This window comes from Phyllobacterium sp. SB3, from assembly GCF_040009165.1.
Lineage (GTDB): Bacteria > Pseudomonadota > Alphaproteobacteria > Rhizobiales > Rhizobiaceae > Phyllobacterium.
Genome location: NZ_JBDYKI010000001.1, coordinates 360,085 through 381,999, shown reverse-complemented (window position 1 = coordinate 381,999; position 21,915 = coordinate 360,085). Strand labels below are relative to the sequence as shown.

Sequence of the window (21,915 nt, the reverse complement as noted above, 5' to 3'; positions counted from 1 at the left end):
TGCATAAGACTCTGCCGATGCTGTTGCGACATAAATTATAATCAAGGGAACGGTGAATGCGATTACATGTAGGGTGCGAGCTGACATTCGAATTCATGCAGGAAACACCCCTTGTAGCGATATTGAATGTGCATCACTCGAGGTTCGAGGATCTGGAAGGCATAGAAACGTTCCACACCAACTTTGATTCAACGATTACAGGCTATCACGACCAGTTTGGCAATTGGTGTAACAGGATAGTTGCTGCCCCCGGGACGTTTGTTTGTTCGACAAATGCCATCGTGCGCGATAGTGGTCTGCCCGACCCGGTTGTACTTGGTGCAGAGCAGCACCGCGTTCAGGACCTTCCGGACGAAACGATGGTCTATCTCATGGGTAGCCGCTATTGCGAAACTGACCTGTTGAGTGACGAGGCTTGGCGGCTCTTCGGAAATACACCGCAGGGTTGGCAGCGAGTTCAGGCTGTTTGCGATTTCGTTCACAATCACATTACGTTCGGCTATGAGTATTCCAATCCAACCCGGACAGCATCCTCAGGCTATTATGAAGGTCGGGGCGTATGCCGTGATTATACTCATCTTGCTGTAGCCTTTTGCCGTTGCCTGAATATCCCCACCCGCTACTGCACAGGTTACATCACGGATATTGGCGTGCCTCCGCCCCATGCGGAAATGGATTTCTGTGCGTGGATGGAAGTCTATCTTGGCGGCGAGTGGCATTCATTCGACCCCCGCAACAACACTCCCCGAATCGGGCGGGTGAAAGTAGCTCACGGGCGTGACGCGGCAGATGTTCCATTGACCAATATTTTCGGGCCAAACTATCTGACAAAGTTCAAGGTCTGGGCGAGCGAAGCGCGTTAAATTCGCAACCTTATCGTTCTCCAACTGTTTTACTCGCTGGATGCGTAATAAGGAGAAAAGCATGAGTCAAAGAGCTATTGATTTTGTCAATAACTGGATTGATGCCAACGTTGATACTGCCAAGCCTGCCGATATGGAACACCATGACAGTCGGCCACAGCGTCTCGCAGAGAAATGTGCGAAGGCTGCAGAATCGGCGGGCATAACTGACGGTGAAATCAAGGATGGTCTCGGGGATCTTGAAGTGTGCATGATTGCGGCCATTGACAGGGTAGCGCTGGCAAAGGCGGACAAATAGATACCCGACGTCCCTATCGGTCTATGCGTGTGGAAAGGATGATTGACGACATCGTTCTTTCAACGCCTTCCAATGCGCCGATCTCATCCAGCAGTTTATCAAGTTCCTGAATCGACGGCGCTTCCACAATAACAATCATATCAAACTGGCCGCTTACAGAATGCAGGGTTCTGACCCAGGGTATTTTGCGGAGCGAAGCCTCCACGCGGATGGCAAGCTTTGGCAGGGCCGTTACCAGAACATGCGCCTTGACCAGATTTTGCTGATACTCAGCGGATAATTGAACGCTGTATCCTCGGATCATCCCCCGATTTTCGAGTCTCTCAATGCGGCTTTGTACTGTAGTGCGCGACAGGCCGAGCTTGCGTGCGAGATCAGCAGTTGATGCTCTGGCGTTTTCCCGGAGCAGCGATAGAAGGTCGTGGTCAGCTTCCGTCAGCATAATGACAAATCCATGCGGCATATTGATAAAATTACTGCGCTATATCGTCAGTATATATACTTCATTTCGCCGATCAATATGCGAAAATAGCACAGGTTTATGCATATTCAGGGGAATCACATGAAAGAGATCGTTGTTGTCGGGGCTGGTAAAATCGGAGGAACGATTGCCAATCTGCTGAGCGAAACCGGAGACTACCGCGTAACCGTGGTTGATCGCTCGCAGGCGCAACTGGAAGCGCTGGAAGTTTCCGCGCGCGTTGAGACAGCCTGTATCGAGATTTCCGAAGCTGGTGCACTGGAGAAGGTACTTGAAGACAAGTTCGCTGTTCTCAGTGCTGCACCTTTCCATCTAACCACACGCATCGCTGAAGCTGCGGCCAAATCCGGCGTGCACTATCTCGATCTTACCGAGGATGTTGCGAGTACACGTATTGTCAAGCAGCTTGCGACAACAGCCAAGAGCGCGTTTATTCCACAGTGCGGCTTGGCTCCGGGGTTCATCTCCATTGTCGCCAATGATCTGGCCAAGCGCTTCGATACGCTGGAAAGTGTTCGCATGCGGGTTGGCGCGCTGCCGCAATATCCGTCCAATGCTCTCAATTATAACCTTACCTGGTCGACAGACGGCGTTATCAATGAATATTGCGAGCCATGTGAAGCTATCGTTGATGGCGAGCTGACCGAAGTACCTCCACTGGAAGAGCGTGAAGAGTTCTCTCTTGACGGTGTGACGTACGAAGCATTCAACACTTCCGGTGGTCTTGGCACATTGTGCGAAAGCCTGCTTGGCAAGGTGCGTACGCTCAACTACCGCACGATCCGTTATCCCGGCCATGCCGCAATCATGAAGGCTTTGCTGAATGATCTCGGGCTTCGTGATCGCCGTGACGTGTTCAAGGACATTCTTGAAAACGCATTGCCATCAACGCTTCAGGATGTTGTCGTGATTTTCGTGACAGTCAGTGGCCGCAAGAAGGGCCGCCTGTTGCAGGAAACCTATGCGAACAAGGTTTATAGCGGCCATATCGGTTCGCAGCTTTATAGCGGCATCCAGATCACTACCGCTTCAGCCATTTGTGCTGTCCTGGATATGCTGGCCAAGGGCGACCTTCCGCAGCAAGGCTTTATCAAGCAGGAAGACATCGCTCTCGATGCATTTCTGGCTAATCGTTTCGGCAAGGCTTATGCCCAGACCGAAACTGCAGGCCGTCTCGTCGCCTGATAGGCCCGATTCAAACTAATCGCCACCGCTTGTGCGGTGGCGATCTTTTGCTGACGCTAATTCAGTTATGCCCACTCGCCCTTGCGCATGACCGGCACAGTTGACCCATCCTTGTGGATGCCATCGACATTGATTTCGCCAGACCCGATCATCCAGTCAATGTGAATGAGGCTCTTATTGCCACCCTTCGATGCTACTTCATCCGGCGTCAATTCACCGCCATTGATGAAACATTTCGAATAGCATTGTCCAAGCGCGATGTGACTTGCCGCATTCTCATCGAACAAGGTGTTGAAGAACAACAACCCTGACGCCGAAATAGGCGACGAGTGCGGAACAAGTGCAACTTCACCGAGACGCCGCGCGCCCTCATCCGTGCCGAGAATTTTATTGAATACTTCCTCGCCGCGTGTCGCTTTGGCTTCGATAATCTTGCCGCCCTCGAAGCGAACCTGAATATTTTCGATCAAAGTGCCCTGATGCGACAATGGTTTTGTGCTGGATACATGACCATCAACGCGAAACGCATGCGGGGTAGTAAAGACTTCTTCAGTCGGGATATTAGGATTGCAGGTAATGCCGTTCTTGGCCTTTGAGGCACCGCCCTGCCATTCATGCTGATCAGCTAGACCTACGGTCAAGTCTGTTCCGGGCCCCTTGAAATTCAAGGATGCGAAGTTCAGGCCGTTCAACCACTCTCTCCGTTTCAGCAAGGCTGCATTATGCTCGCGCCAGGCGCTGACCGGATCATCAATATCCACACGGGAAGCGGCAAAAATAGCGTCTGCAAGCATTGCAATAGCCGTGTCCGAATCCTGATCCGGGAAGACCTGCTTTGCCCAGGAAGGATTGGGATAAGATACGATGTTCCAGTTGACGTCAAAGCCAGTGATTTTTTCGAGTGCCGGTCGATAGGCCTGGGATTGTGCCTTGTTGGCTCGCGCTACTTTTTCCGGATCTTCTGCCGAAAGCAGCATGGGATTGTCGCCGGCTACGGCAAGACGCGCAGTGTTGGCGGAAAATGCCTTCGCCATGCCTTCGTAAAGCCAGCCTGCAGAACGATCGAAACTATCGCTTGGTGCATTACGATAACGCATCAAGGTTGCTTCTTCGTCGCTGTAGAACGTCGTGACCAGCCCTGCGCCAGCCTTGTAAGCATGCTCGGTTATGCGGCGAACCAGAGGGAGTGCTGCCAATGGCGCGGTGATCAACAGGTCTTGTCCCGGTTGCAATTGCAGGCCGATTTTCACGGCGACTTCACCCAAACGATCAAGTTTGACCGGATCAACGGACGGAATTTTTTGTGACGAGTTCATAATATATCCATGCGGTTCAGTAATTCCGAACCAGCATAGAACCGGACCATCAACTTCATCAAGCCGATGATCCGGATTTAATCAATCCTCGTGGATGAGGCTGTGGTCGCGTGTATCACGCATGCGCAGATAAACGATCAGCGACAGGCCAATCATGATTGTGACATACCAGAAGAACCAGCTTTCATGGCCAACCTGCTTGAACTTGAGCGCGACCCATTCGGCGGTACCACCAAAGATCGTATTGGCCAGAGCATAGGGCAGGGCGACACCCAATGCGCGGATATGCGCTGGAAATAACTCGGCTTTAACGACTGCATTGATCGACGTGTATCCCGTAACGATCAGAAGGCCAGCGAGAGAAAGACCGAATGCCGTATAGGCGTTTGTGGTTGTCGCAAGTGTCGAGAAGATCAGATAGGTGAACAATACGCCAAGGATGCCGAACCCGACCATCAGCGGTTTACGGCCGATACGGTCGGACAGAGCCCCGGCAACAGGCTGGCACAGCATGAAAACAAGAAGTGCCAATGCGGTAATCTCACTGGCTGATTCCTTGCTGAAGCCGGAAGTATTGACGAGAAATTTCTGGAGATAGGTCGTGTAGGCATAAAATGCCAAAGTGCCGCCGGCTGTAAGGGCAAGAACGGTAAATGCCTCTTTCGGATAATGTTTGAAAAGAGCAAAGCCGCTGGACTTTGGCTTGTCGGAGTCTTTTGCATTGTGGAAAGACTGGGTTTCCGCCAATCCGCGCCGAATGTAGAACACTGCAATGGCCAGAATGCCGCCAATGGCGAACGGTATGCGCCAGCCCCATGATCCCAACTGCTCTGGCGTCAGAATGCGCTGCAGGATGAGCAAGACCGCGAGCGCGACCAACTGGCCGGAGATCAGCGTGACATACTGGAAACTTGAATAAAAGCCACGACGGTTCTTGCCAGCCATCTCGCTGAGATATGTTGCGCTGGCACCATATTCGCCGCCGACACTGATGCCTTGCAACAGTCTGGCAAATACCAGAGCAGACGGAGCAAGAAGGCCGATGGATTCATAGCCGGGCGTTACTGCGATCAACAGAGAGCCCAGACACATCAAGGTCACGGAAAGTGTAAGTCCTGCCTTGCGGCCCTTCCTGTCAGCATAAATGCCCATGAACCACGCGCCGATCGGGCGCATGAGGAAGCCGACCGCAAAGACTGCTGCAGCGCTCAGAAGTTCCGCAGTTTGATTGCCTGACGGAAAAAATACGGGTGCGAAATAAAGGGTAAAGGCTGAGTACACATACCAGTCATACCATTCGACAAGATTACCCGCGGAACCGCCGACGATCGATTTCAAACGCGTGCGGATGTCCGGCGCCCCGATGCCGGGGGCAATGGCAGCTATATTAGACATGAAAACTCCAATCTGAATTATTGGCAGGGGATTACGAGGAACTGCGGATCATGAGGGCTGCTTGAGAAAATCAGCAAACTTCGTTTCATAGTCCGCGTGCCATCGTGACAGTGGCGGCCGGTTCTCGATAATGTCGTTAGCGGCCCAAAGAATGCGCTTCTCATCCAGACTGCGAGCAACATCATTGTCGGGACAAAGAATATAGAAGTCTCCGGCATCCACGCTTTGCATCATGAAATCGACCGTCTGCTCGGGAGTCCATGCTCCTGCAGGTTTTTCAGTGCGGTCGCCTTTGGTCAATGCCGTATAAACAAAGCCCGGAATGAAAAGATGAGCAGTTACGTCACAATCCTTCGTGTTACGTAACTCATGCTGAAGTGCCTCTGTATAGGTCTTTACGCCTGATTTTGAAACATTATAGGCGGGATTTCCGGGCGGTGTCGTAATGCCCTGCTTCGAGCCGGTGTTGATGATCAGCCCCGGTTTCTTTCTTGCGATCATTGAAGGGCCGAATGTCTGGCAACCATGAATGATCGCCATGAGGTTCGTTGCTATTATCCGTTTCCAATTGTTCGGATCGAACACGCTGCTACCGGGCTGTATTCCGGCATTATTCATCAGGACATCAACGCCCCCAAATTTTTCATCCACGGCATGCTTCAGGCTGCGCAGATCGTCCAGGCTTGTAACATCAGTGGGGACTGAAATAATGTCGGCAGACTGTACCGAGTTGATGTCTACGATTTCCTGACGTGCCTCTTCGAGCTTTTTGCCACCCAGATCAGCAATCGCAACTTTCATACCCATGCTGGCAAAACGCTTTGCTGCCGCCAGACCGATCCCCGACGCCCCACCGGTAATGACAGCAACGCTTGATTTGGAAAAGGCAGGATGAGTCATGGTGGTGTCCTCAAGTGCGTTGAGAGAAGATATCGCCGCGCTACCAATTAATCTGTCAATCTTGGCGATCAGCCGAAATTGGGAACACGCAGATAATGAGGGAGCGGTGTTACTTGTTCCTTCGCAACGCGATTTTCCGGCACTGTCCGGACTTCAGGCTTAGCGGATAATTTCGCAGACTTTTGACGCCGCGCCTCAAGAATCTCCTTTTCTGAGCTTTCGCCCATGGAGAGCGCTTTCAGGAGGGTCATCCGCGCTGCGTCCGCGATCGAAGATTGATTTTCATTGAGGGCGATATCGAGAATGACGCGCCGGAAATCGGTAAGCTCAATCAGTTTCCCCGCAGCCGTACGCTGCCTCGCTGCATTCTCGGCATCGATGAGGGCATACAGCTTTTCGCGCAAATCGGCCCCTACATTTTCATACTGCATGACGATATCGGGAGCGACCGACGCCAGCTTTTGCTTCTGCCGTTCGCGGTGCCGTCTTTGCCGTTCTGCGTTACTTAATGCCATGTGTGAATATCTACGCCGTTAACAAACGAATCACTTACCTCTCTGTGATAGGCCTGCATGCCGTAACGGGCAAGATTCAGGACCTGTTACGCACAAATCTGTTCCCCAATAAATTGCTATTGTTTGTTACGTAACGTTTGAAAACATTGATGTTTTTGCCAATGGATTATGCTGAACAAATTATTAGGAACCTTGCACGTATCCTTCCTGGCGAATCAATTGCAAACGCGGCAAGTGCCGTTGGGAATGGTCGAGCATGTCAAAAGTTGAATCTTCAGTAAGTTGCCAAATAGTTCCTTTTCCGCTGACAAGAAGGCTTGCTACAGTCCGCGACGTGGCGGCAAAACTGAAAGAAAAAAATGATCGACATGCCGAAGCTTACCGGAACAGGATTGCCGATGAGCTGTTTGAACATTTGGCCCGGATAGGTCTCTCGGAAGACGAGCAGGATGAACAGGTTGGGGCGTTTTTCAGCGCCGTCGAACTGGAAATGTTCGAGATGTACGACCCAAGCGGCATTTATGGCGATCGTTCTGTTTACTGACCGATTTACGCGCTGCAGGGCGCAAGCTGATGGTTTGCTTTTTGCGGCGCTATGAATGAAAATACGGCATGGCAAATGAACAAAGATGCTATGTGCAGACCGACAAGAAAAGCGATGGTAAATGGTATTATGTTATCGTCGTCGACGGTGAAACCGGTGTGCTGATGGGGCCTCATGATACCGAGGATGAGGCTCTCGCTGCTGGCCAGAAAGATCTGGAAAACCTCGGTATCTGCGACGATGAAGAATAGCTGTTAGCCAAGCTTTGAGTTAAACGCGCCGCCATCAAGCAATAAATTCTGACCGACAATATAACCGGAATACCGGCTGTACAAAAATGCTGCCGCAGCACCAAATTCGTCTGGCGTGCCAAAGCGGCCTGTCAGGTTTTGCCTCATTGACCGAGATGCCCGCTTGCGCGGCAGTTTTCTCGATCAGTTGATGAATACGATCCGTCTCGTGCGGAGGCCGGGCAGCAACGCAATGGAGCGTTCACTGGTTTCGAATTTTCTCGCATCCGTCCCTACGGCAGGCATTCCGTCATCCAATGGGGCCGGAAGAACATCAAGATAGACGGGATCGAGCTTGGGGAGAAAATCTTCACGTATGTAGAGAATGGCTGTTCCCCGCGGTCCGCGAAGAAATTTGCGGCATGAGGCTTTGAGGGCGTCGCAACCTATCCGCCACAGAAAATCACAAAGGCAATTTGGCTGCATCCACTATAGATTATTAGATGTTTAGTCCCAACATCATGCACGATGTTCGACTGGAATTTGTCTTGACGTTCCTGTGTTTGACAAAATGTCGCACCATGCATATATCGCGGATATTCATCTGACCGAGGCGATGCGTATGAACATTCGCGGTCGGTTGTGAAGTGGCATCAGCCTTCAACGGCCTATTGCGGAGAACAGATTTGTCAAAAAGCACTGGCACGGACACCGGAGATACGAAACGCTCCCCATTAAGGCTTACGCGACGCCGTCTGCTCGCCTCGGTGTTTGGGGCTGGTGTTGCTGTTTTTGGCTATAAATGGCTGACGGACAATCAATATCGCGCGGAAAAGGCAGATAGATCGGTCGATGTTCTGCTCATCGGTGGTGGGATTATGAGTGCAACGCTTGGCGTGCTGCTTTCGGAACTCGAGCCGAATTGGAAACTTGAAGCTTTCGAGCGGCTTGATGACGTAGCGCAGGAAAGTTCGAACGGTTGGAACAATGCCGGGACCGGACACTCCGCGCTTTGCGAACTCAACTACACGCCCGAGGATAAGGACGGGAACGTCCAGATAGATCGGGCAGTGGCCATCAACGAGCAGTTTCAGATTTCGCGGCAATTCTGGTCACATCAGATTCGGCGCGGCGTTCTCGGCAATCCGCGTTCATTCATCAATTCGACCCCGCACATGAACTTGGTATGGGGCGAAGAAAATGTCGAGTATCTTCGCAAGAGGGTCGAGGCGCTTTCCCAAAGCCCTCTCTTCTCCGGAATGGAATACAGCACGGACAGGAAGCGCATTGCCGAATGGGTTCCTGTCATGATTGAGGGCCGCGACCCCGACCAGAAGATCGCTGCGGCGCGTTCCGATCTCGGCACCGATGTGAATTTCGGAGAGATTACGCATCAGTTTTTCAAACACCTGCTCGCATCTCCCAATTTCGCCAGCACTACCAATCACGAGGTGCGTTCAATTACACGCAATCCGGATGGCACATGGCGGGTTTCCGCCTTCAGCACGGCGGATGAATCGAAGGTTCAAACCGTTGATGCGCGTTTTGTGTTTATCGGTGCCGGCGGCGCCGCTCTGCCCCTGTTACAGCTTTCGGGGGTATCTGAAGCCAGTTCCTATGCCGGTTTCCCGGTTGGCGGCGCATTTCTGATCGCCGAAAAACCAGAGATCGTTAACCGTCATCTCGCCAAGGTCTATGGAAAGGCGGATGTCGGGTCGCCACCAATGTCCGTGCCGCACCTCGATACGCGCGTTCTGGACGGTAAGCGCGTTCTGCTCTTCGGGCCTTTCGCTACATGGTCGAGCAAGTTCCTCAAGAACGGCTCCATATTTGATTTGCCCGATTCCGTGACGCTCTCCAATATTCTGCCGATAGCGAATGTGGGATGGGACGAGATGGCACTTGTCAAATATCTGGCAGAGCAATTGATGATGTCTAAGAGCGACCGGATGGAAGCATTACGTGCCTATATGCCGGAGGCGAAGGATGAGGACTGGCGTGAATGGCAGGCTGGCCAGCGCGTTCAAATCATCAAGAACGACCCGGAAAAGGGTGGTGTACTCAATCTGGGAACGGAAATCGTCGTATCTGAAGACAAGTCGATTGCGGCACTTCTTGGCGCGTCGCCGGGGGCATCGACCGCGCCTTCAATTATGCTCGATCTTTTGAAGAAAGCCTTTCCAGACCGGCTTGAGAAACCTGAGTGGCAGGCAATTCTGCGGGAGATAGTGCCGAGTTACGGTAGAAAGCTGAATGACGATCCGGCGCTTATCGCCCAAACTTGGGCCGAAACGGAAAGCACGCTACAACTTGCAATCCCATCACCAAAGGTGAATGAAAATGCTGGAACCATACCGGGTGCGAACGGGGCGACTGTTCCGAAGGTGCCCGACATCGCCCTTTGATTTTGAAACATTCAATCGGCGCGGATCGCACGCCCACGTCTCGGCTTAGATTTTGCGGTCGGAAGGATTTGCAGGCGTGTCACGCCACGCCTGTGGAACTGTGCTTGCCAGCGTCCTCTCAGCTTCAGTATCGTTGCCATGTGATTTCCAATAATATTGAAGATCACGAATAGGGTGCTGCCAGAGGGCGCGTCAAGGATTGTCCCGGCACAACTTTCTGCTTGCGGTGGCCGCTTTAAACGATCCTATCAAGGCTTCGTGCCGAGAATGTAGCCCTGATCGCAATGCCGATCGCATCGGACGTCAATGCGTGTGATCGCGCTCATTGTTGAAATCTATAACGTCAAGAAAATCAAATTATAATGGCGGAGAGGGAGTCCGCCCAACTAGAATTCGCCATCGTTTTATGACGTTTGCTATAGGATTGTAATATCAGTATTTAATTCAGTTTCTCTATTCAATCTTCCACGATTATCCGCTATAGTTCACCCCTATCCCTAACTCAAGTTAGGGTTTTAGTTAGGGACTATCGAAATGGCCGCTCGCACTCTCAACAAGTTGACAGATACGGAATGCAAGGCCGTCAGCAAAGTTGGATTACTTGGAGACGGCGGCGGGCTGTATCTGAACGTCAAGCTCTCTGGCGCGAAGTCCTGGGTGTTTATCTGGAAGAATGCAGGCAAGCGCTATGAAATGGGCCTGGGGGCTTATCCATCGGTAAAACTGGCAAAGGCCCGTCTGTTGGCAGCGGACCACCGGCAAGCGGTAGCTGAGGGACGAAACCCTATTGAAGAGCGCAAACAAGTAGCTGAGCCGACATTCGCTGATTGCGCGGATATGTTCCTGAAATCGATGGATAGCCAGTGGCGCAATGAAAAGCACAGGGCTCAATGGCGGATGACGCTGGACAAGTATGCCAAGCCAATAAGTTCCTTCAAAGTTTCAGAAGTCCGGACTGAGGAGGTTCTAAAGGTTCTCAAGCCCATTTGGGCCACAAAGTCTGAAACTGCATCGCGGCTTAGAGGGCGTATTGAGCGTGTGTTGGACTTCGCAAAGGCAAAGGGGTGGCGCAATGGCGAGAACCCAGCACTATGGCGCGGCCATCTCAAAAACATCCTTCCGGCGCGTCAGAAGCTCACGCGCGGTCATCATGCGGCAATGCCCTATAACGGAATAGCTAAGTTTGTGGGGCAACTGCGCGTCAGAGAGGCTATGGCTGGAAAAGCCTTGGAGTTTATTATTCTGACCGCCAGCAGGTCTGGAGAGGTCGTCAATGCAACATGGGATGAGTTCGATCTAGATGCCAAGCTCTGGACAGTCCCAGCTAAACGCATGAAAGCCGGTCGTGTGCATCGAGTGCCTCTATCGGAAAGAGCCGTTGAGATTGTCAAAGAGCTGCTGGAGACGCGGGAAAGCGATAACGATTATGTGTTTTCCGGCCAGAAGGCTAAAAGGCCCATATCGGCGGCGTCCATTGATATGCTCATGCGTCGTATGAAGGTTGATCAATACACCATCCACGGCTTTCGATCAGCATTCCGCGATTGGTCAGGGGATGAAACCCATTATCCGCGTGAAGTCGCGGAACAGGCGCTGGCGCACACTGTCGGAGATGCGACGGAGCGGGCCTACAGGAGAAGCGATGCGTTAGAGAAGCGCCGTGAGTTGATGGAGGCATGGGCCAGTTATTGCACAGCCCTGCCTAATGCCACCCCTCCAGAGACAGGTGACGCATGAGCAACATAAATAAAATATCGGATGAAGCTATTGCGCCGAGCAGATGGGGATCTGAGGCAATTGGGGACCTGCTTGATAAAGTTCAAAAAGCGGGCGGCACAATCCCGGAGCGGTACCTATGTCCAAAGGGCAGCTCACCAGAACAGGCTGGAATAGCTGGTGACGCTCGCCGCCAATTGGGGGAAAAAATATCGTGGGCTTTCTTCTTCGAAGAGTTTCATCCGGAACTGACTAGCAAAACGCCAGCAAAAGAAAGATATAAGAAACTGAATTCCATGAAGAAGCAGCTCAGTATGCTGTTGTCTCCGCTGGAGGATGACTTGTTGAAGTCCCAGCTCTCCGCCCGCGTTAGTTGGAGAGGCCACGACCTGGCCAATATTGTTGAAGGTATGAAGGCCCTACGAGAGTCCGCGCTTGATGAACTCAAAGTGTTTGCCGAGACAAAGTCTCATGAGCAAAAACTGATGCCAAACTTAAAAGAAACTCCGCAAGAGCTTCTGCTAGGACGCCTGGGAAAAGTTTATCGTGAAGGTTTGGGACTTGAACCAGATATTAAAGAGAAAGGCCCCTTCGTGGCATTTGTGGATGCCTCCTATCTTCTTGCCGGAAAAAAGAAGCCAAAATCGGGTGATACAATAACCAAGGCGCTCCGAAGAGCGGGGCATAGTAAATCTCCGGACAATCTCTGATTTTTATTCATAATTTGTCCGGATATTACTTTGGACAACAACGTATCCATGCATACAATCCGATACCATCTGAAACATAAAGGATGGTCTCCCATGACTCCGACCCAGAAAATCGCCCTGACAATACCGGAAGCAATCGACTACTCAGGTATCGGTCGCTCAAGCCTCTATAAGCTTTTCTCTGAAGGAAAGATTACACGACGCAAACGTGGTAAGAGCGTTCTTATCATACGCGAGGAATTGGACAGGTTTATCCTAAACCTTCCTACAGCCGTCTGATTGCCGTTCTCATGGGGTGTAGAGGGAGCCCCGGAAATCTAAATTCCCGAGGCGGCTATTAGCATTTACCCTGCCGTGGTTTATACCACCACGATACCGCTCTCGCAATACGCGAGGCTACTGTTATGAATCTTATACCTACAGAAATACCAACCGAGCGCCTGGATGCAATTATTGATGGCACGCTTGAGACAGCAGAGCATATCCGAGTACTTGCCTTAGCAATACGGCATGGCGGTGTAACGCTTTCTGTTATCCCTCAAGGCCGGACACCATTCCGTGACAATGATAAGCGCCCGACGATCTTCTTGATAGGCGACGACACCGGTAGGGCTCTTGGGCCGGACGGCTTCCACATGCCTTCAATCCGTCGCGCAATCCGGCAATGTGCGGGCTTCAGCGTGATCTCGTGTGCACCGATGGTGGAAGCTTATGGCCCACCTGCGGGTGCTGCCGCCTTGCTCGGACAGAACGTCATGATAGTTGAAACGCGGCTGGAGCACGAAGCAGATTGGTATAATCTGATCCAGAGACTCGCGCCAAACTGCCCGATCCTGCTGTCTACGGTCAAAGTCGGAGGGCATGCGTGATGGACTATATCGATAAAGATAATTTGTTTGAGGACGACGATATCCGTCCATTAGCCCCTCTCTCTGCACAGACGGATGAATTCAATCGCGATGGCGACCAAGACAATGGTATTTGCTATGATCAGCCGATGGTGGAGGTAATTCAAGACGCTCCTGCATACATGTCTGAAGCGCCTATAGCCGACCCAGACGATTATGGTGCCAGGCTACCCGGCGCGGTAAATGATGAGGAGGCAGGGCTGCAAGAGTTGCGCAAGCGAATTAATCGTAATCCGACTGTCGGCCATAGTATGCAGCCATCTCAAGACGTAGGCATACTCGACACTATAACCGCCTCAAGCTTGGCAGGCGTCGCAGTACCTCAGCGTGATTGGTTCGTGGAAGGGCTAATCCCCGCATATACGGTAACCTTACTTAATGGCGATGGCGGAACAGGTAAATCACTTCTTGCCCTGATGCTTGCTGTTGCAGCCCAAGTTAACGGCTATTGGGCAGGGAAAGCGGTCTTTCAAGGACTAGCCTGCTTTCTAACAGCGGAAGACGAAATTGACGAGATTCTCCGGCGTCTTGCAGACATCGTGCGTGAACTCGAACTCGAACTCAACGCTCTTAAAGACCTCCACATTTGCTCATTGGCAGGCAAGGACGCGCTTCTCGCTGTCCCGAAAGTTAAAAGCAACGTACTGGCGGCAACGGCGCTTTTTGAAAAGCTCGAAGCCTTCGTAGCAAAATACCGACCATCGCTGTTGGTTCTCGACACCCTTGCTGATCTGTTCGGGGGCGATGAGATCCAGCGCGCGCAGGCCCGTCAGTTTATTAGTCTCCTGCGTGGTCTGTGCGCTCGGTATCGCGTTACCATCGTGATGCTGGCTCACCCATCAATCGCAGGTATGGCAAGTGGCACGGGATCATCAGGTTCGACGGCCTGGAATAATTCTGTACGTAGTCGTCTTTATCTGGACCGCCTCAAGGAGAAGGACGGCGAGGAGACGGATACAGATATTCGCGTCCTTCGAACGGTCAAATCGAATTACGGCAAAATTGGCGATGAAACCGTTCTGCGTTGGGTGAATGGCGTTTTCAAACCGAACACCAACGACAGCCTTCAAGCTGTCGCGGCCATGAGCAACATAGATCGTGTGTTCCTTCACCTCCTCGAAAGGTACGCCGCCGAAGGTCGCAAAGTCAGCCACTCTGCTGGTGCAAACTATGCGCCAGCCGTGTTCGCAAAAGACCCGCAAGCAAACGGCATCAAGAGGCGCGGTTTTATCACGTCTATGAACCGCCTGTTCGAAGCCGGACGCATCAAAGTTGATGAGATTGGCCCTCCATCTCGGCGCTCATATCAGCTCGCAGTCGTGGATGCAAATCATGTCGAATAGCCTACGAACCCCCCTACGAACGGGGTACGAACGGGGTACGAACGCCCCTACGAACGCCCCTACGAACGCCCCGCTTTTCATACGACCCCCCCTACGAACGGCCTGCCATCACGTCCCCCCATACCCCTATACGCATGCGCTGCCTTTGAGCAGCACCGCGTGCGAAGAAATAGGAGGCTAAAAATGATCAAGCATCTGGAGCACACGGCAGCAATGCCACTCGGCTACGAACTCAGGTTCATTTGGATTGGCGATGCTATTCCTGATTTTCGCTAGCCGTCACGCGCAGGAGCGGCAAAAAATTGATTATGACGTGCGCCTTGCACTGCCAGCCACGCGCTGGAACTTGACGCGGACAAACATTTTTGAGGGCCAGCCTTCACCTGAGTTATTTATTTGAGGTACGCCCAAAACGGCGTCCACAACCAGCCACTCGGTCCCCAAATGCAGATCGCTTGAAACGCTATTATGAAAAGCCCGAACAAAATCCACCGTATAATACGGAGTTCTGAAAGAATCGTGCGCGTGCCATCCTTAATATGAAAATTGATTTTTTCATGAGGGGGTGACGCGTCATAGTATCGTTGCTCGCGCTCCAGTCGCTCAATTTTCTTATCAGACCATCCCATGAGAGTTGCCTTTATGGTCGCATTGCGAAAAATAGGACGCCGATTAGCAGAACGAGTCCAATCAGTACGTTCACTTTTGTATGCAGAGACGCAAGAGCTTTGTTGGTAGCTACTATCGCAACTACGGAATGAGCCGCGTCTTGCCGGGCGTGAGCAAGCAGTCTGTCTCTCACCTCGCTTTCAAGATTATAGACTTGGCTAAACTTGTTTGAGTCGGAAAATTCTCCGAGGTCGTCTCTCAGGATGTTCTGGGCGGTAGTCGCGTGGATACTCGCCTCGATATCCACATTCTTGGAAACGCTGTTCTCTATAGACCGTATCACTGTCACCCTTCGACGTAGGTCTGTTTCAGCGGTATCGTCGCGCATAGTCTCTCCCGATTGTAATTGCTTCTGAGCGCTAGCCTGTGATCACATAGTGAAGATAACCACGCACAAGAGGAAACCACGCCGATATTAAGAAAGTCCCTCCGTTGCCTTTCGCATCGGGCATTTACGGTGAAATATTCGCTTAAAATCAATTCAAGAAGTGGCCAGATATCCCGTTAATGACCGTATAAAGGCCCGAGCAACCCCGGCAACGCCTGACCTGTATTCCACCGGTCAGGATTATTAGACCGATCGCGAATAACGGTTGAGCCTTTATCTTTCGCCGCCAATTGGTCAATCAGCATCATAAACGCTTCCTGGTCGCCGGTATAGTCAAGCTTCTTATTCTCACGCCAGCGCCATACAAGGCCAAGGGTAAGCAATCGTTCGCCACCTCGAATAATAAATTCATCGCTGTCACTCATAAATTCAGCCGTGGGAATGCCGCCACCTTGAGGAACAGCATAATTCGCTGATACATAAGGGAATATTGCCGAGCTGCCTGCTGCGGGTGCCGGAAAGAAATTCAGCTCATTGTTGTAGATCGTCCATGCGCCGGGAGTGCTGTATTCAGCGCCACGGGTTTTGAAAAACAGGAAGTCATTGATATTCGCGATATGCTGATAATCCCAGTACCAGTTATTCAGGTCTTGGATGTCAGTAACCAGCAACCGCCGATCATACTCTGCTAGCAGTGCGAAAGTCTCGGTAATGCCATCTCCAGCGATAGCGTGGAGCTTCGTCAGTGCCTGCCAATCGGCGTACTTGCAGATGTCTTTTGCGACCTCATTAACAAAGTCAAAAAGCTCGAGCTCAAACTCTTCTGATGATGCAAAGAACGCACCGGGTTTTTGGCCAATCAATCGAATGGAAGCTGACTGTAGAGAGTTTAATATCGACATGTATGCAGTCCGCCTTATCTGCTGATTATCTTCGCCGTATCAAACATTGGCGAGTTACTTAATTTATCATAATATCATAGTAAATTATGCAATATTCTTAGACAGTAATATATAATTATGATAATATATATGAGAGCACAACAGTGCACTAAACACTAGTGGACAATAGTAAACAATATAGAATGATAGAAAACGCTAAGGATTTCCTTATGTCTATTAAGCCAGTTCTTACCATCGAAGAGTTTTGTGAGGAATACGGCATTGGCCGTTCCTACGCGTACCTGCAAATCAGGGCTGGAAAGCTGCCGACGAAGAAAGCTGGCAAGCGGACACTAATTCTTCGCGGTGAAGCTGACGCATGGCTGGAAGCACTGCCCAATGGTCAGCAAGCAGCATGAGCGCGTCATGGGCTTTCCGCATGGGCCGCAAGTATCGCTGTATGCGGTACGACTTCGTTTACGACCATGCCAGCACTAATCCAATTGCCACGCAGGGCTGCATTCTGATGGCCGCATACGTCATCGACAGCTTCATCAAGCCAACCACAGGAGTTCTACAGTGGTTAATCCAGTAGGCCGGACTTCTGTCGATAGGCAGCCATACCAACTTTTCTCGCTTCGAGGCAAATTACGATGATCGTCTATAACCCCGAAAATAGTCTGCTCGCCATAGATTGGGCTTTCCTATACGCGGCATACTTTATCGACGCATGCCAAAAAGTGGGGTGGTTTACATATACCCACTTGCTAGGCCCCCTCCAAAGCGCATCGGGAGTTTGACCGTGGCATCACCTAAATCCGACAATCCAATTGGGCGTCCAAGTCTCTACAAGCCAGAGTATTGCGATCTTGTTATTGAGGTTATGCAGCAAGGTTTGGGCCTCAACTCTTTCGCTGCTGCTGCCGGTGTTTCACGAAGGACGGTTACAGAGTGGATGGAAGTGCACTCAGAATTTGCGGAAGCCGTTTCACGCGCAAAGGCATTTGCAGCGTCTTGGTACGAGATGCAACAGAAGAAACACGTTGAGGTCGGTGGCACATCTTCGCAGGCCACTTTGATAGTATTTGGACTGACAAACCTTGCTCGCACAGACTGGCAGTCGAAGGCGGCAATCGAGGTTGAGCACAGCGGCACGATCTCGCATATGCGGGACATGTCCGACGCCGAGCTTGAAGCTATTGTAAGCAGCGCATACCTCGAAAGGAAATAAAATGGCTACCAATCTGCAAGAGATCATTCCGGCATTTTTTGTTGGCCCCAATGGCGCGCAGCTTACCCCTGAGCAGATTGCTATCCGTCAACAGGTTGCACAATCATTGTTGCAGCAGGCCACAGATACATCCCCGAATGCCGGTGGCGTCGCGAGCATATTGGCAAAGGGCGTTCAGGGCGGAATTGCAGGGTTTAAGCAAAATCAGGCTGAGCGTGCGGCCACTGAAAACAATGAGTATAATTCAGGCTTGCTGTCGTCGCTTTTTAGCGGTGGAGGATCTGCATACCCATCGAGTGTGGCTGCTGGTGGTAGCCCAACGGCTCCGGCTGCAACCAATGTGCCAAGTGGCGCGGGTGTTACTGGTCCAGGCACTGTCGCCCCTGAAGTTCTCAAGGCCAAGTTTATAGAGCGTGGACTTCCTGAACATGTCGCTGATGGCCTTGTGATGAACTATGCCGACGAGAGTAGGTTAAATCCCGGCATCAATGAAGCCCATCCGATTGTACCCAATTCACGCGGCGGTTATGGGTTGGCTCAATGGACAGGTCCTCGGCGCAAGGCCTATGAGGCATACGCGGCAGAGCGTGGAAAGCCCCTTGATGATGTCGATACTCAGGTTGATTTTACCCTTGCCGAATTCCAGGGTTCAGAACGCAGTGCGGCAGAGAAAATATTAGCTACCAAGGATGCTGGCTCAGCCGGTGCGGCAATAACCAAATATTATCTGCGACCAGCGCCAGAGCATAGGGACAGGCGTATAGCGAAGTACACGTCTGGTCGCAGGTCTGCTCCAGTTCAAACTGTATCGCTTGATGGTGGCTCTGGCATGGAAGCGCTGCCGATGACGGTGACACCCAATCCAAAGCCAACAGTGGCGGAGGCGCTGCTGCGTCCTACTTCTCCAGTTGTGAAACCTGTATCAGTGCCTTCCGTCGAGGGCGTGGGTGTTGCAAATACGCCTGTCGGGACAGGTGGAGCGCCGGTGCTAGATGTCACTCAGGTTCCAGAGCTTTCCGCTGGTGCTGGATTGCCGTTTGTAGGTGGAGGTGCTGGCGTAAAGCCTGCGCCGACTCCTGTAGCGACAAGTCCAGTAGTAAGCCCTGTTGCTCAGGCCTTGGCTATTCGTCCAGAGGCTGCGGCAGGCGATGCCATGGTTGCCGGTGCAGATCAGACATTGCAACCAACGCAGACAGAGTTGCAAAGCTTGGGTATGTCATCCGCCCCCGCACCACAGCAAGCGCCGCAGACGGGCAGCATCAATCGGGAGGCTGTTGTGAAAGCCATATCGGACCCGCGTGCTAGTCCACAGACGCGCGCCGTAGCTATGGGGCTGTTGCGGCAGGAACAAGAGCGCGAACAGTCTGTCGCTACACAGCAAGCCGAGCAGGAACAGTGGCGTCAACGCCAAGAGTACGAGCAGAGCGTGAGGCAGAATGATCCGCTTATTCAGGCGCAAACCGATAAAGCCCGCATTGAAGCGGATGCTTTGCGAAATCCTCAGCCTAAGTTCCAGCAGCTATCGCCAGAAGAAGTAAAGAGCCTTGGTCTGGATCCCAAGAAGCAGTATCAGCAGTCAGCAGATGGGCGAATTACAGCTATTGGCGACAGTGGCGTAAATGTAAGCGTCAACACTGGCCAGAATACCAACGATTTCATTAAAAAGAGCGACGAAAAAGCCGCTGAGCGTTTCGATGGGTATATTGCCGGTGGTCGTCAGGCAGCGCAACAGGCTTCCGACATGCAACAACTGGTCGAGCTTGGTAAGCAGATCAAGACTGGCGCAGGTGCTCAGGCTCTTATCGCTCTTGGTCCTTATGCCGAGATGGCTGGTATCAAGCTTGAAGGTCTAGGACCAGCTCAGGCATACAAGTCAATAATTGATCGGCTTGCACCTGCCATGCGCGTTCCAGGTTCTGGATCATCCTCTGACATCGACGTGAAGATGTTCCTTAACAGCCTGCCGAACATTGGAAACTCACCAGAGGCGAATGCGATCATTAATGGAACATTCCAGTCCGTTGCTCAAAATAAAATAGCTGCTGCTGATATTGCGGTTCGCGCTCAATCTGGCGAGATGACATGGCAAGAGGCGGAGAAGCAAATTTCAGCGCTTCCAAACCCATACGAAAACTTCAAGAAGTTCAAAAAGGATAATCCCGCTATGTTTGGTGGCGATTTGAGCGATGAGCAGCCAATTAGCGGCGCTAATGATCCCCTTGGTATTCGTGGAAGTCGATAATGGCTAGCATTGCAGATATCCGCGCCAAATTCCCTCAATACCAAGATCTAAGTGACGAGCAGCTTGCCAATGCCGTCCATCGGAAATTCTATGCCGATATACCTGTTGATGAGTTCAACAAGACAATAGGGCTACAGCCAGCGGCTGGTGGCTATGGAACTCAAGTTGTTTCGGGACTCCTTGAAGGCGCTACGGGAGCATTGGGCGCTCCCGTCGATCTGATGAACAATTTGGTTGTTCGTCCAGTTACCAGCGGCATTAATGCGGTATTCGGTACTGACATACAGCCCTCCGACAATCCCTTGGGTGGTTCAAAGGGATTGCGTGAAGGATTGGCTATCGCTCCTCCGAGTACTGAAATGGGGCCACAGATGGCCCGACGTGTCTCTCAGTCTGTTGGCGGCGCTGCTGTACCTTTGGCGGGATCGGGAGCTACGGTTGCACAAACTCTTGCCGGTCTAGGCTCGGCGGCGGCTGGCGGCGTTGGTGGTGCTGTTGCTCAACAGGTTGCACCAGGAAATGCAGCGGTTGAGACTGTTGCTGAACTGCTCGCTGGCCTTGGCGCTGGTGGCGCTATAAGTGGCATTGCAAACAGGAGCGCACGTAATGCTGCTGAAAAAGCTGTTCCTACCGTTGAGAAGCTCAAACAGGATGCAAGCGACCTTTATGACCTTGCAGACAAGAACGGCGTAACCGCTACCAAATCACAGACCACGGCTCTGTCGCAGGATTTCAAGTCTCTGGCAACCGACGAAGGTCTTATCTCGCCTACGGGCCGCGTCTCTGAAGCTTACCCCAAAGCAAGGGAAGCTCTAAAGCTTGTCGAGGATTATGCAAACGGACCTATGACGGTTAAGCAGATGCAGACGGTTCGCAAGGCGCTCGCAGATGCAGCAGCGTCACCTGATGGAGCTGAACGGCGTATGGCAACTATCATGTTGCGCAAGTTTGATGACTTTACGTCTCCCCTTGCTCCAGAGCTTGAGACGGCACGTAGTCTGTACAGTCGTGCGGCTAAAGGTGATCAGCTTGAGACAGCGCGGGAGTTGGCAATTCAGAAATCCGGTCAGTACAGCGGAAAAACCTACGACGACGCCTTAAAGACCGAATACGGGAATGTTGAGCGACGGATTATCAAGGGTAAAGAAAAAGGCTGGTCGCCTGCTCAGGAAAAGGCCATTAGCAAGGTAGCGCAGGGCGGTCCTACTCAGAAAACAGCTCGCGCCCTCGGAAAGCTTGCCCCAACTGGAAATGGATACGGGCCACTCGTTGGCGCTGGTATGCCGTTTGTAATCGGCAATGCAATTGGCGGGCCCGCTGTCGGATCTGCTGTCTCCGGCGCTTCTATGGCAACAGGCATCATTGCGAACCAGTTGGCAAATCGTATGGGTGCAAGATCCTCGGAAATCGCAGAGATATTGGCACGCAATGGCGGCGTGCTTCCAAGGGTCAGCGATACTGAGTTGCAAAATATTATCGCCCGTGCGCTTATCGGCTCTGCGGCTCATTAAGAAGCCGCTGGGGGAAAAAATGAAAATACTGAAATTATGGTTGCCACTCCTTTGTGCAGGAGGGCTAACGGCGTCATGTGTCAGCACGCAGGAACCTATTCCCGGCCCATCGGGACAAACGGTTCAGCAAACCAAGTGCAATGGATCACCGAATGCATGCCTTAAAAAGGCGGCAGAGATATGCGCTGGCCCCTATCAGGTTGTTGATAGCTCAAGTAATGCTGGTGGGCTTGTGGCGGATATA

At 51.9% G+C, this 21,915-nt stretch carries 23 protein-coding genes and 1 pseudogene; 16 read left to right on the top strand and 8 right to left on the bottom strand.

The genetic code is table 11. The features are described from left to right. The first annotated feature begins 56 nt into the window (after positions 1-56). Positions 57-863, top strand: coding sequence for a transglutaminase family protein (locus ABKW30_RS01930; RefSeq protein ID WP_348596335.1), 807 nt, complete (start codon positions 57-59; stop codon positions 861-863). A 61-nt stretch (positions 864-924) separates the two neighbouring features. Further along, positions 925-1,161: a hypothetical protein gene (locus tag ABKW30_RS01925; RefSeq protein ID WP_348596334.1), complete on the top strand. Its 237-nt coding sequence runs from the start codon at positions 925-927 to the stop codon at positions 1,159-1,161. 13 nt (positions 1,162-1,174) lie between these two features. On the opposite strand, the gene ABKW30_RS01920 is transcribed toward ABKW30_RS01925, so the two are convergent. After that, the gene (locus ABKW30_RS01920; RefSeq protein WP_348596333.1) at positions 1,175-1,603 is read right to left on the bottom strand and encodes an Lrp/AsnC family transcriptional regulator; all 429 of its coding nucleotides are present in this window, start codon (positions 1,601-1,603) and stop codon (positions 1,175-1,177) included. A gap of 120 nt (positions 1,604-1,723) precedes the next feature. Between ABKW30_RS01920 and ABKW30_RS01915 the strand changes: the two genes are divergently transcribed. Next, entirely contained in the window at positions 1,724-2,827 is a 1,104-nt protein-coding gene (locus ABKW30_RS01915) for a saccharopine dehydrogenase family protein (protein ID WP_348596332.1), read from the top strand. A gap of 65 nt (positions 2,828-2,892) precedes the next feature. Here the strand turns inward: ABKW30_RS01915 and ABKW30_RS01910 are convergent, their stop codons facing one another. The 4 genes from ABKW30_RS01910 to ABKW30_RS01895 form a co-directional block, all read right to left on the bottom strand. Then, positions 2,893-4,143, bottom strand: a complete 1,251-nt coding sequence (locus tag ABKW30_RS01910) for an aminopeptidase (RefSeq protein ID WP_348596331.1) — start codon at positions 4,141-4,143, stop codon at positions 2,893-2,895. A gap of 81 nt (positions 4,144-4,224) precedes the next feature. Then, on the bottom strand, positions 4,225-5,538 hold the full coding sequence (locus ABKW30_RS01905; RefSeq protein ID WP_348596330.1) for an MFS transporter: 1,314 nt from the start codon (positions 5,536-5,538) through the stop codon (positions 4,225-4,227). Positions 5,539-5,586: 48 nt separating this feature from the next. Then, positions 5,587-6,438: an SDR family oxidoreductase gene (locus tag ABKW30_RS01900; protein WP_348596329.1), complete on the bottom strand. Its 852-nt coding sequence runs from the start codon at positions 6,436-6,438 to the stop codon at positions 5,587-5,589. Positions 6,439-6,506: 68 nt separating this feature from the next. After that, a complete protein-coding gene (locus ABKW30_RS01895; protein WP_348596328.1) occupies positions 6,507-6,953 on the bottom strand; it encodes a hypothetical protein in 447 nt (148 codons plus the stop codon). Between the two features lie 256 nt (positions 6,954-7,209). Here ABKW30_RS01895 and ABKW30_RS01890 point away from each other — a divergent pair, with 256 nt between their 5' ends. Both ABKW30_RS01890 and ABKW30_RS01885 read left to right on the top strand, forming a co-directional pair. Continuing rightward, a complete protein-coding gene (locus ABKW30_RS01890; protein ID WP_348596327.1) occupies positions 7,210-7,497 on the top strand; it encodes a DUF6074 family protein in 288 nt (95 codons plus the stop codon). 68 nt (positions 7,498-7,565) lie between these two features. After that, positions 7,566-7,748 (top strand): hypothetical protein, encoded by a 183-nt coding sequence (locus ABKW30_RS01885; protein ID WP_348596326.1) that lies wholly within the window; start codon positions 7,566-7,568, stop codon positions 7,746-7,748. A 3-nt stretch (positions 7,749-7,751) separates the two neighbouring features. Here ABKW30_RS01885 and ABKW30_RS01880 read toward each other — a convergent pair. Then, positions 7,752-7,877 (bottom strand): annotated as a pseudogene (locus ABKW30_RS01880) (SDR family oxidoreductase); the annotation flags it as partial. A gap of 54 nt (positions 7,878-7,931) precedes the next feature. Continuing rightward, on the bottom strand, positions 7,932-8,213 hold the full coding sequence (locus ABKW30_RS01875; RefSeq protein ID WP_348596325.1) for an aminotransferase class V-fold PLP-dependent enzyme: 282 nt from the start codon (positions 8,211-8,213) through the stop codon (positions 7,932-7,934). A gap of 200 nt (positions 8,214-8,413) precedes the next feature. Here ABKW30_RS01875 and mqo point away from each other — a divergent pair, with 200 nt between their 5' ends. The 6 genes from mqo (at position 8,414) to ABKW30_RS01845 (ending at position 14,809) form a co-directional block, all read left to right on the top strand. Beyond that, complete coding sequence (gene mqo / locus ABKW30_RS01870; RefSeq protein WP_348596324.1) at positions 8,414-10,132, top strand: malate dehydrogenase (quinone); 1,719 nt, start codon at positions 8,414-8,416, stop codon at positions 10,130-10,132. 534 nt (positions 10,133-10,666) lie between these two features. Then, positions 10,667-11,869 carry an integrase arm-type DNA-binding domain-containing protein gene (locus tag ABKW30_RS01865; RefSeq protein ID WP_348596323.1) on the top strand — a complete coding sequence of 401 codons (1,203 nt, stop codon included), beginning with the start codon at positions 10,667-10,669 and terminating at the stop codon, positions 11,867-11,869. Further along, on the top strand, positions 11,866-12,558 hold the full coding sequence (locus ABKW30_RS01860; RefSeq protein ID WP_348596322.1) for a hypothetical protein: 693 nt from the start codon (positions 11,866-11,868) through the stop codon (positions 12,556-12,558). Before ABKW30_RS01865 ends, ABKW30_RS01860 begins: the two co-directional genes overlap by 4 nt. Before the next feature lie 93 nt (positions 12,559-12,651). Continuing rightward, positions 12,652-12,837, top strand: coding sequence for a helix-turn-helix domain-containing protein (locus ABKW30_RS01855; protein ID WP_348596321.1), 186 nt, complete (start codon positions 12,652-12,654; stop codon positions 12,835-12,837). A 125-nt stretch (positions 12,838-12,962) separates the two neighbouring features. After that, positions 12,963-13,427: a hypothetical protein gene (locus ABKW30_RS01850; RefSeq protein ID WP_348596320.1), complete on the top strand. Its 465-nt coding sequence runs from the start codon at positions 12,963-12,965 to the stop codon at positions 13,425-13,427. After that, a complete protein-coding gene (locus ABKW30_RS01845) occupies positions 13,427-14,809 on the top strand; it encodes an AAA family ATPase (protein ID WP_348596319.1) in 1,383 nt (460 codons plus the stop codon). Before ABKW30_RS01850 ends, ABKW30_RS01845 begins: the two co-directional genes overlap by 1 nt. Before the next feature lie 1,173 nt (positions 14,810-15,982). On the opposite strand, the gene ABKW30_RS01840 is transcribed toward ABKW30_RS01845, so the two are convergent. Continuing rightward, positions 15,983-16,708, bottom strand: coding sequence for a hypothetical protein (locus ABKW30_RS01840; protein WP_348596318.1), 726 nt, complete (start codon positions 16,706-16,708; stop codon positions 15,983-15,985). A 209-nt stretch (positions 16,709-16,917) separates the two neighbouring features. On the opposite strand from ABKW30_RS01840, the gene ABKW30_RS01835 reads away from it, so the two are divergent. The 5 genes from ABKW30_RS01835 (at position 16,918) to ABKW30_RS01815 (ending at position 21,671) form a co-directional block, all read left to right on the top strand. Continuing rightward, positions 16,918-17,106, top strand: a complete 189-nt coding sequence (locus tag ABKW30_RS01835; protein ID WP_348596317.1) for a helix-turn-helix domain-containing protein — start codon at positions 16,918-16,920, stop codon at positions 17,104-17,106. Then, positions 17,103-17,282, top strand: a complete 180-nt coding sequence (locus tag ABKW30_RS01830; RefSeq protein ID WP_348596316.1) for a hypothetical protein — start codon at positions 17,103-17,105, stop codon at positions 17,280-17,282. Before ABKW30_RS01835 ends, ABKW30_RS01830 begins: the two co-directional genes overlap by 4 nt. 207 nt (positions 17,283-17,489) lie before the next feature. Beyond that, the gene (locus ABKW30_RS01825) at positions 17,490-17,918 is read left to right on the top strand and encodes a hypothetical protein (RefSeq protein ID WP_348596315.1); all 429 of its coding nucleotides are present in this window, start codon (positions 17,490-17,492) and stop codon (positions 17,916-17,918) included. 1 nt (position 17,919) lies between these two features. After that, the gene (locus ABKW30_RS01820) at positions 17,920-20,160 is read left to right on the top strand and encodes a phage tail tip lysozyme (protein WP_348596314.1); all 2,241 of its coding nucleotides are present in this window, start codon (positions 17,920-17,922) and stop codon (positions 20,158-20,160) included. Beyond that, on the top strand, positions 20,160-21,671 hold the full coding sequence (locus ABKW30_RS01815) for a hypothetical protein (RefSeq protein ID WP_348596313.1): 1,512 nt from the start codon (positions 20,160-20,162) through the stop codon (positions 21,669-21,671). The genes ABKW30_RS01820 and ABKW30_RS01815 overlap by 1 nt, the downstream gene beginning before the upstream one ends. The last annotated feature ends 244 nt before the right edge of the window (positions 21,672-21,915 follow it).

Excerpts from the sequence above, each read along its gene's own strand:
- ABKW30_RS01860 (WP_348596322.1), top strand. The coding sequence starts at position 11,866 with ATGAGCAACATAAATAAAATATCGGATGAAGCTATTGCGCCGAGCAGA.
- ABKW30_RS01875 (WP_348596325.1), bottom strand. The coding sequence starts at position 8,213 with ATGCAGCCAAATTGCCTTTGTGATTTTCTGTGGCGGATAGGTTGCGAC.
- ABKW30_RS01900 (WP_348596329.1), bottom strand. The coding sequence starts at position 6,438 with ATGACTCATCCTGCCTTTTCCAAATCAAGCGTTGCTGTCATTACCGGT.
- ABKW30_RS01885 (WP_348596326.1), top strand. The coding sequence starts at position 7,566 with ATGGCAAATGAACAAAGATGCTATGTGCAGACCGACAAGAAAAGCGAT.
- ABKW30_RS01815 (WP_348596313.1), top strand. The coding sequence starts at position 20,160 with ATGGCTAGCATTGCAGATATCCGCGCCAAATTCCCTCAATACCAAGAT.
- ABKW30_RS01895 (WP_348596328.1), bottom strand. The coding sequence starts at position 6,953 with ATGGCATTAAGTAACGCAGAACGGCAAAGACGGCACCGCGAACGGCAG.
- ABKW30_RS01930 (WP_348596335.1), top strand. The coding sequence starts at position 57 with ATGCGATTACATGTAGGGTGCGAGCTGACATTCGAATTCATGCAGGAA.
- ABKW30_RS01915 (WP_348596332.1), top strand. The coding sequence starts at position 1,724 with ATGAAAGAGATCGTTGTTGTCGGGGCTGGTAAAATCGGAGGAACGATT.
- ABKW30_RS01850 (WP_348596320.1), top strand. The coding sequence starts at position 12,963 with ATGAATCTTATACCTACAGAAATACCAACCGAGCGCCTGGATGCAATT.
- ABKW30_RS01840 (WP_348596318.1), bottom strand. The coding sequence starts at position 16,708 with ATGTCGATATTAAACTCTCTACAGTCAGCTTCCATTCGATTGATTGGC.
- ABKW30_RS01830 (WP_348596316.1), top strand. The coding sequence starts at position 17,103 with ATGAGCGCGTCATGGGCTTTCCGCATGGGCCGCAAGTATCGCTGTATG.
- ABKW30_RS01905 (WP_348596330.1), bottom strand. The coding sequence starts at position 5,538 with ATGTCTAATATAGCTGCCATTGCCCCCGGCATCGGGGCGCCGGACATC.
- ABKW30_RS01925 (WP_348596334.1), top strand. The coding sequence starts at position 925 with ATGAGTCAAAGAGCTATTGATTTTGTCAATAACTGGATTGATGCCAAC.
- ABKW30_RS01920 (WP_348596333.1), bottom strand. The coding sequence starts at position 1,603 with ATGCTGACGGAAGCTGACCACGACCTTCTATCGCTGCTCCGGGAAAAC.
- ABKW30_RS01835 (WP_348596317.1), top strand. The coding sequence starts at position 16,918 with ATGTCTATTAAGCCAGTTCTTACCATCGAAGAGTTTTGTGAGGAATAC.
- ABKW30_RS01890 (WP_348596327.1), top strand. The coding sequence starts at position 7,210 with ATGTCAAAAGTTGAATCTTCAGTAAGTTGCCAAATAGTTCCTTTTCCG.
- ABKW30_RS01865 (WP_348596323.1), top strand. The coding sequence starts at position 10,667 with ATGGCCGCTCGCACTCTCAACAAGTTGACAGATACGGAATGCAAGGCC.
- ABKW30_RS01910 (WP_348596331.1), bottom strand. The coding sequence starts at position 4,143 with ATGAACTCGTCACAAAAAATTCCGTCCGTTGATCCGGTCAAACTTGAT.
- ABKW30_RS01845 (WP_348596319.1), top strand. The coding sequence starts at position 13,427 with ATGGACTATATCGATAAAGATAATTTGTTTGAGGACGACGATATCCGT.
- ABKW30_RS01855 (WP_348596321.1), top strand. The coding sequence starts at position 12,652 with ATGACTCCGACCCAGAAAATCGCCCTGACAATACCGGAAGCAATCGAC.
- ABKW30_RS01820 (WP_348596314.1), top strand. The coding sequence starts at position 17,920 with ATGGCTACCAATCTGCAAGAGATCATTCCGGCATTTTTTGTTGGCCCC.